The sequence below is a fragment of the Acinetobacter sp. WCHAc060025 genome, from assembly GCF_004209355.1.
In the GTDB taxonomy this organism is placed as follows: Bacteria; Pseudomonadota; Gammaproteobacteria; order Pseudomonadales; family Moraxellaceae; genus Acinetobacter; species Acinetobacter wuhouensis.
In genome coordinates this window covers 74142-80741 of sequence record NZ_SGSX01000019.1, presented here as the reverse complement: position 1 = coordinate 80741, position 6600 = coordinate 74142, and the positions used below count along the sequence as shown (strand labels likewise).

The 6600-nt window shown below is 35.7% G+C and carries 7 protein-coding genes and 1 pseudogene; 3 read left to right on the top strand and 5 right to left on the bottom strand.

Translation table 11 applies throughout. The features are described from left to right. A pseudogene (locus EXE09_RS18835) lies at positions 1–738 on the top strand (MoeA protein); the annotation flags it as partial. 61 nt (positions 739–799) lie between these two features. Here the strand turns inward: EXE09_RS18835 and EXE09_RS15280 are convergent. The 3 genes from EXE09_RS15280 to EXE09_RS15270 all read right to left on the bottom strand — a co-directional run bounded on the left by EXE09_RS15280 (position 800) and on the right by EXE09_RS15270 (position 2181). Continuing rightward, positions 800–1231 (bottom strand): CBS domain-containing protein, encoded by a 432-nt coding sequence (locus EXE09_RS15280; RefSeq protein ID WP_087553079.1) that lies wholly within the window; start codon positions 1229–1231, stop codon positions 800–802. Between the two features lie 137 nt (positions 1232–1368). Next, positions 1369–1746, bottom strand: coding sequence for a DUF2750 domain-containing protein (locus EXE09_RS15275; protein ID WP_130117829.1), 378 nt, complete (start codon positions 1744–1746; stop codon positions 1369–1371). A gap of 201 nt (positions 1747–1947) precedes the next feature. Continuing rightward, the gene (locus tag EXE09_RS15270; protein ID WP_130117828.1) at positions 1948–2181 is read right to left on the bottom strand and encodes a hypothetical protein; all 234 of its coding nucleotides are present in this window, start codon (positions 2179–2181) and stop codon (positions 1948–1950) included. A 225-nt stretch (positions 2182–2406) separates the two neighbouring features. Between EXE09_RS15270 and EXE09_RS15265 the strand changes: the two genes are divergently transcribed. Both EXE09_RS15265 and EXE09_RS15260 read left to right on the top strand, forming a co-directional pair. Further along, positions 2407–2763, top strand: a complete 357-nt coding sequence (locus tag EXE09_RS15265) for a hypothetical protein (protein WP_068973220.1) — start codon at positions 2407–2409, stop codon at positions 2761–2763. 290 nt (positions 2764–3053) lie between these two features. Continuing rightward, positions 3054–3380: a hypothetical protein gene (locus tag EXE09_RS15260; RefSeq protein WP_087553077.1), complete on the top strand. Its 327-nt coding sequence runs from the start codon at positions 3054–3056 to the stop codon at positions 3378–3380. 53 nt (positions 3381–3433) lie between these two features. Here the strand turns inward: EXE09_RS15260 and EXE09_RS15255 are convergent, their stop codons facing one another. Both EXE09_RS15255 and EXE09_RS15250 read right to left on the bottom strand, forming a co-directional pair. Continuing rightward, positions 3434–5032, bottom strand: coding sequence for a M16 family metallopeptidase (locus EXE09_RS15255; protein ID WP_130117827.1), 1599 nt, complete (start codon positions 5030–5032; stop codon positions 3434–3436). A gap of 12 nt (positions 5033–5044) precedes the next feature. Then, positions 5045–6391 carry a M16 family metallopeptidase gene (locus EXE09_RS15250; RefSeq protein WP_130117826.1) on the bottom strand — a complete coding sequence of 449 codons (1347 nt, stop codon included), beginning with the start codon at positions 6389–6391 and terminating at the stop codon, positions 5045–5047. Between the last annotated feature and the right edge of the window lie 209 nt (positions 6392–6600).

Below are 6600 nucleotides of genomic sequence, written 5' to 3'. Positions count from 1 at the left end.
CCTTTTAAGAATGAACCAGCAAAAAATTTTGGTAGAGAAATTAATGATGCAGGAATCTCGACAGATTTTAAGACATATATAGAGAATATTCAAAATCTAACAAATGAATATGATTATATTGTTGCTTGTGGTTTAGTGGATAATATGTACTTTAGTAACCATGGACTTTTATATGTGATTAGTGAGTTACAAAAAATTTTCTCACAAGGTGAAAATAAACAAAAAGTTCAATTTATTGGTAATTGTTTCAAACTTTTTACAGGAAAAAATAGAAGCCCTGAAGTTCGAGAAACAGAAAAATTTTTTAATGAACAGGGCTTGCCAGCAGGTCAGAAAATGGTGCTTTATGAAGATAAGGCAGTGATGAGCTATATACCGGGTTATATTCTAGATGTCATTGTAAATATGCATTTATTTGTTAAACCCACAATATTACAACGAATGTATGGAAAGCCTTATTTACCTAAATGGAAAGTAGGTGTGCTCACACATGATTTTAACTTTGAAATTGAAGAGAGTTATCAACAAAAAATAATGTGGGCGTTTGTTACTAGAACCTTATACGGTGAATTAAATAAAATTACGACTCAAGAGATTCCAGAGTTAAAAATAATAACTGTAGAAAATGAGCGTCCAGATATGCTTCATTTTATGAAAGACTGTAATTGTTTTATTCCTGTTATGGGTGAGGATAATCAGTTAAAAGCAGGCGACTATTTATATTATTTGGAAATTTAACGGTACTTTAAAAAATGACAAAAATAAAACCCTCAAAAGAGGGTTCTATCAATTTAAAAAATTAACCTGAAATATATTGCTGTAACTGATCAATCAGTTTTTTCTGATCTTCCATTGTGGCTTTGACCAAGTCACCAATCGAAACAAAGCCGACCAAGACACCTTCCTCAAGTACAGGAAGGTGACGTAAATGACCATCAGTCATTAATTCTAGGCATTGTTCTACAGTATGGCTTGGCGTCACAGAAATAACTTTAGATGTCATAATCTCAGCGACAGTGGTATGGTCAGATGTACGCTGCATCAATGCAATTTTACGGGTATAGTCACGTTCTGAAAGGATGCCAACCAGCTTATTGTCTTCTGTTACGACTACTGCACCAATACCTTTATTTGCCATAAGCGTAATTGCTTCTAAAACCGTGGCAGACGGTGAAATCGTATAAACTTCACGACCAATTTTATCTTGGATTACTTGTGCTACTGTAGTCATAATTATTTTCCTTATTGAGTGTGCCTCTACTGCACACCTTTAAATTAACTGTATTTTAAAACTTTGCAAATACTTTACAGTCACAAATTATAGTGCTTGTTTTTTACAGCTTTCTTAAATCAATGGAAAATAAAAAATTAACTCGCCTGAAATTGGGGTGAATTTGCAAAAAAGAAATGATCCATTTGCAAAGTTGAAAGTTTAAATTTACGAGAAGATGAGTTAAACAAAGCCGGTTTAATGTTTAAACGTGTCAATGTCGGGAGTAGAGAATCTTTAAAATCCTTTGGTGTGATTTTTCGTGGTGTATAGTTGGGCCAGTGAATCTTTGCATACTGATGTGCTTGAACGGCATTCAGCCAAAAGGGGAAATATACTTCATCTGAGCCAGACTTCATTGCCCAACCTTCATGGTAAAGTCCCCAAAGAACACCACAATACATCAGTGATTTTAAAATAGAAATTTTGATAAAAAACTCATTTGAAATCGGCTGTAGATGAATATACTTTTTCATAATCGGCATTCATTTTTAGTACATTTCTATTGTAATTGAAAAAGCGCTAAGAACCGTTGGCGCTTTATACTGAATCGTAAGCAATTATTAAAATTAGCAAAGAATGTTATAAGAATGTCTGTTTGGGAAACGTTTTGTGAGTATTACGCTATGAAAGAATAAACAAGCGGCATTAAAAAACGCCACCGAGGTGACGTTTTATTATGCTTGCATGGTTGCCATTTTTTCCCAGTATTGGGCTTTGAGGGAATCACGTTCTACACGGAAACCTTGGTAATAAAGTTCTGCAAGGAACGTTGCTGCTTTACCATGTCCTGCTTTTGCTGCGTCTTCTAATGCCTTTACAGCTTCTACAAAGTTCATTTCACATTGAATCGTATTTATAGCGTCTGCATAAACATGTTCTAGGTCTTGTTGAGAGATTTGATGAATCATATATAACTCCTTATTGTAATTATGATCTTTAAAACTACAGCTCCCCAACGGAGCTTATACTTAACTAATCTAACTTAACTTTATTAAACTAATATTACAAAATGCTTCACTTGTCAAGTAATCTGCTGGGATTGCTTAACGAATATAAGATTACATGATTAAACAATAATCAGAAATAATATTTATTAAAATCAATATGAGAATTATGACAAAGGGAGAGTAAAAATGACTAATACAATAGATGGATTTACTTTTGATGTACCCGCTGCTGAGTCTCAGATTGTTGAATTAGCTCAGTATCATCGAAAACAATTGGACGAAGCAATTTACCATCAAGAAATACATCTTGGTGATTACTGTTTAGCCCAACGTAAGCGTGTTTACGATTATACCAAAAATCTTGACGCAACGCAAAAAAAAGGTTTTTACCGTGTTTATGATAACGAATTGCGACGCCTTGCAGATGATGATGACTTACATCCTGTACATGCGGAAGGTGGTGTGAGTATCTTCGCAGTGGTGATCGCGTTGGTAATTATTGCTGGAATTTTATATTTTGCATTTCTCAGGGCAGTTTTATAAAAGTTATTTTAAACTGATTTTCTTGGAGACTTAAAAGTTCAGTAGTCAAGGTCAAATTATTGGTGTTATGTATCATGCTTATTTACTAAAAACTCTCATCAATTGCTGATGGGAGTTTTTCTTTTTAGATCTTGTTGTTGAAGTGTATTTTTATTTGTTGGTGGAATAAATCAAAAGATGGGTTTGTACATTTAAAATGATCAATAAACGGTTTAGGCTTTTAAAAGTCTGGATAAAGCGCTATTTTTTTATCTCTAGGATGATAGACTATCTGCAATTCGAGGTAGTTCATGCTTAAATTCAAAGATTATTTTCAAAAGTTGTATCGTTCTTTTCCTTTAGAGCGGTTTTTGAATTTTTTTGTGGCGTGTATGATTGTTGGAATGATAACACTTGCAACATTGGCGCTTTTGCGTCCGATCAGTCCGACGCAGTATAAAAATGTCCTTGCATATTCTGATCAAGCGGCTTATCCGAAAACGCAAGTTCTCGCAAAACATTTAAGTCAACAAGAGCGTATTTCGGTTGCCGAGTATTTTCGGTTGTTGCGCGCTTATTATTATGAAAAACAACGTATTAAACAATATCCTGCTGTGGATGTGGCTAATTCTAAATAAGCTTTCACGATTCACGATTCACGATTCACGATTCACGATTCACGATTCACGATTCACGAAGCAGGTCTAATAGTCTTTTTAATGATCAGGGCTGGAATATCTGGCATTGTCTGAGTGTCAGGTTTTAAGTTTAAATCTTTGTTTTCTAGCTGATTCGGTACTTCAAGATCATTGATTAGCATTTCTTTTAACGCGGCTTGATCGAGTGTGGGCGCTACAATAACAAGGGTTAAACGGTCTGCACGTAAGTGTTTTTGGATGGCAGTTTGGACTTGTTTGGCTGTAATGCTACTTAGTTGTTTTTGATATTGATTTAAGTAATCTGCAGGTAATTGATAAAATCCAATCGCTGCAATCTGCGCATTGATATTGGCATTTGAACTAAATGTCATTGGAAATGATCGCAAAAGTCCTTCTTTGGTTTCTTCCAATTGTTTCTTTTGAATTGGCTTTTTGACAAAGTCACGCAAAGCTTGATGCGCAACTTGGATACTATCAATCAGTTGTTTTTCTTGTGTTGAATAATTCAAACTAAAAAAACCTTGTGAGAGCGTACTGACCAACGAACTATATGCGCCGTAAGTATAGCCACGTTTGACTCGTAATTCTTTCATCAGTACCGAGTTAAATCCGCTACCGCCAAAGATTTGATTGGCAACTTCTAAAGCAACACGATCAGGATCATTTCGTTGAATGGCTAAATGTCCCATCATGACATGGGCTTGGCTTGAGTTAAAAGGAATGTAATGAATATTAAAATCTTGTTGATCTTCAGGTGTTGGTAGAGGCGCAACGGCTTCACCTTGGGTGATATTTTGGCTGATTGTATTCGAAATTTTCATTGCATCATTGGCTCTTAAATTTCCCGTGATTGCAATATTCATATTTTGAGCGACGAGTAACTTTTGACGAAATGTTCTGAGTAATTCAGGTGTTATCTTCTTTAAACTGCCATTGGTTCCTGTCGTGGGTTCAGCATAAGGATGTTGTCCATAGAGTGCGCGATAAAAGCGAATATTCATCATTCGGCTTGGATTTTCTTGGACTTGTTTTTGACCAATCTTAGTATTGTTTAAGACTAAATTTAAACCTGAAGGATTGAATTGTGCATGATTTAAAATGTGCATCATCATATTTACAGCAGGGTTGAGTTTGTCTGGATCTGACAAAACTCTTAAGCGTACTGTAAACATGTCACGATACGCATTGACACTAAATTGTGCGCCTAACCCCTCGAAGGTCGAAGCAATTTGTTTGGCCGTATATTGCTCTGTACCTTCAGTCATCAGCCTTGCAGCCATATTCGAAATACCAAACAAGCCTTTACCTATCGCTTCATCTTGTGAAGATCCTGCATTAAAAGTCAGTTGAATATCGACAATGGGTAAATCTGGTGCTGAAACAAAGAGTGTGCGAACTTTTAAATTATTCTCTAAATCTTGAACAAAAGGTGTCTGATAGTTTTGCTTTTTTTCTAAATTTTTCAGGCTTTGTAATGTGGAATAGGATTTTAAAACAGTATTATCTATCATTTCATCCGTATCACGATCATCGAATTCGACCTCTGCATGATTTAAACTAGCCGTAGAGAGTGTGATAATAAGTAAAAGCGATGTTTTTAAATGTTTTTTTGAAAATATAGACAGACGCATAATTCACCTTATTTATTCTTTTGTGTTTTCAGGCAGGAGATAAAGACTACTTAAGTTATCTTTGACGAAATAAATATTAGCGATTCTGAGTAAATCTTGTGGGGTAACTTTGTCATAATGCTTTGGTAATTCATCAATCAAGCGAAAACTCAAACCATTGACCTCTAAATTGCCAATCATATTGGCTTGCCCTGCAATATCATCTTGGCTATAGATCAAATTTGAAACGAAATTATTCTTCACTCGATCAAGTTCGTTTTGATTGACCAATTCTGTTTTAAATAAACTCATTTCTTTTTCAATGGTTTTTTGTGCATCTTCTAATGAAACGCCTTCACTCGGAAGAGCTGAGATCATGAAAATACTGTCACCACGATTATATGGGTCATAACTGACACTAATTGCGGTCAGGGTTTTCTTATCGCGGACAAGGCGATCTTGTAGACGAGCTGAAATTCCACCATCGAGTAAGGATTGGATAATCGTAAGTGCATAGGCATCTTGTGGGTTTTTCGCTGTGGCGATAGAGCGTACATTCCATGCCATAAATAAGCTTGGCACTTGTACAGGTAAATGCACTTGCATGTGACGATAACCGACACGGTCATATTCTAGAACATCATAGCGATCAGGAAGTTGCTTTTTAGCAATACCACCAAAATACTTTTCGATTTGTTTTAATGCCTGTTCAGCATTGACATCACCCACGATCACAAGTGTTGCATTATTGGGGGTATACCATGTCTGATACCAATGCTTAAGGTCTTCTAAACGAATATTTTGTAAATTTTTCATAAAACCAATCACGGGTTGACGATAGTGACTGGTTGGATAGGCAATCCATTTAAAACGTTCATAGGCAAGATTGCGTGGATTGTCATCGGTTCTTTGGCGACGTTCTTCCATCACGACTTTAATTTCAGGATCAAAGTCTTGTTGTTTTAAAACCAAGTTAGACATTCGATCTGCTTCAAGTTCTAAAGCGAGAGGGAAGTATTTTTTGGGATAAAGTTGATAATAATTGGTGTAATTGGTAAATGTTGCAGCATTGGTTCGCCCACCATAGATTCGGCTAAGACGCGTAAATTCATCATCTGGGACTTTCTGCGTGCCTTTAAACATCATATGTTCAAGCACATGAGAAATACCCAATAGGTTGCCAGACTCATCACTGCTGCCAACGCCATACCAAATTTGAGTCATGACAATGGGGGAACGATGATCTTCACGAATGATGACTTTTAGCCCATTGTTTAGTGTGGTTTCAAATGTGGTGCGAGCAAGTTGACTTTCGGGCGCTGCATAAAGTGATGTTTGTATAAAATTCAATGAAATAAAGCATACAGGCGCAATTAGCATTCTCCATAATTGAGTTCGAGAACGGACAAGAATTTTAAAAGATTTGGATTTTAAAATACGCACAAATTGCCTGAATATTTATTCTAAACGTATAACTATTCTCAAAAAATTAAAGATTTAAAGCAAGGCAGGAATGTTGCATTTTGGTTGAGATGTTTTATCACTGCTTTAACACTAAAAATTGCCTTAAAATATGCTAAACTCATTCT

Excerpts from the sequence above, each read along its gene's own strand:
- EXE09_RS15280 (WP_087553079.1), bottom strand. The coding sequence starts at position 1,231 with ATGACTACAGTAGCACAAGTAATCCAAGATAAAATTGGTCGTGAAGTT.
- EXE09_RS15275 (WP_130117829.1), bottom strand. The coding sequence starts at position 1,746 with ATGAAAAAGTATATTCATCTACAGCCGATTTCAAATGAGTTTTTTATC.
- EXE09_RS15260 (WP_087553077.1), top strand. The coding sequence starts at position 3,054 with ATGCTTAAATTCAAAGATTATTTTCAAAAGTTGTATCGTTCTTTTCCT.
- EXE09_RS15250 (WP_130117826.1), bottom strand. The coding sequence starts at position 6,391 with ATGCTAATTGCGCCTGTATGCTTTATTTCATTGAATTTTATACAAACA.
- EXE09_RS15265 (WP_068973220.1), top strand. The coding sequence starts at position 2,407 with ATGACTAATACAATAGATGGATTTACTTTTGATGTACCCGCTGCTGAG.
- EXE09_RS15255 (WP_130117827.1), bottom strand. The coding sequence starts at position 5,032 with ATGCGTCTGTCTATATTTTCAAAAAAACATTTAAAAACATCGCTTTTA.
- EXE09_RS15270 (WP_130117828.1), bottom strand. The coding sequence starts at position 2,181 with ATGATTCATCAAATCTCTCAACAAGACCTAGAACATGTTTATGCAGAC.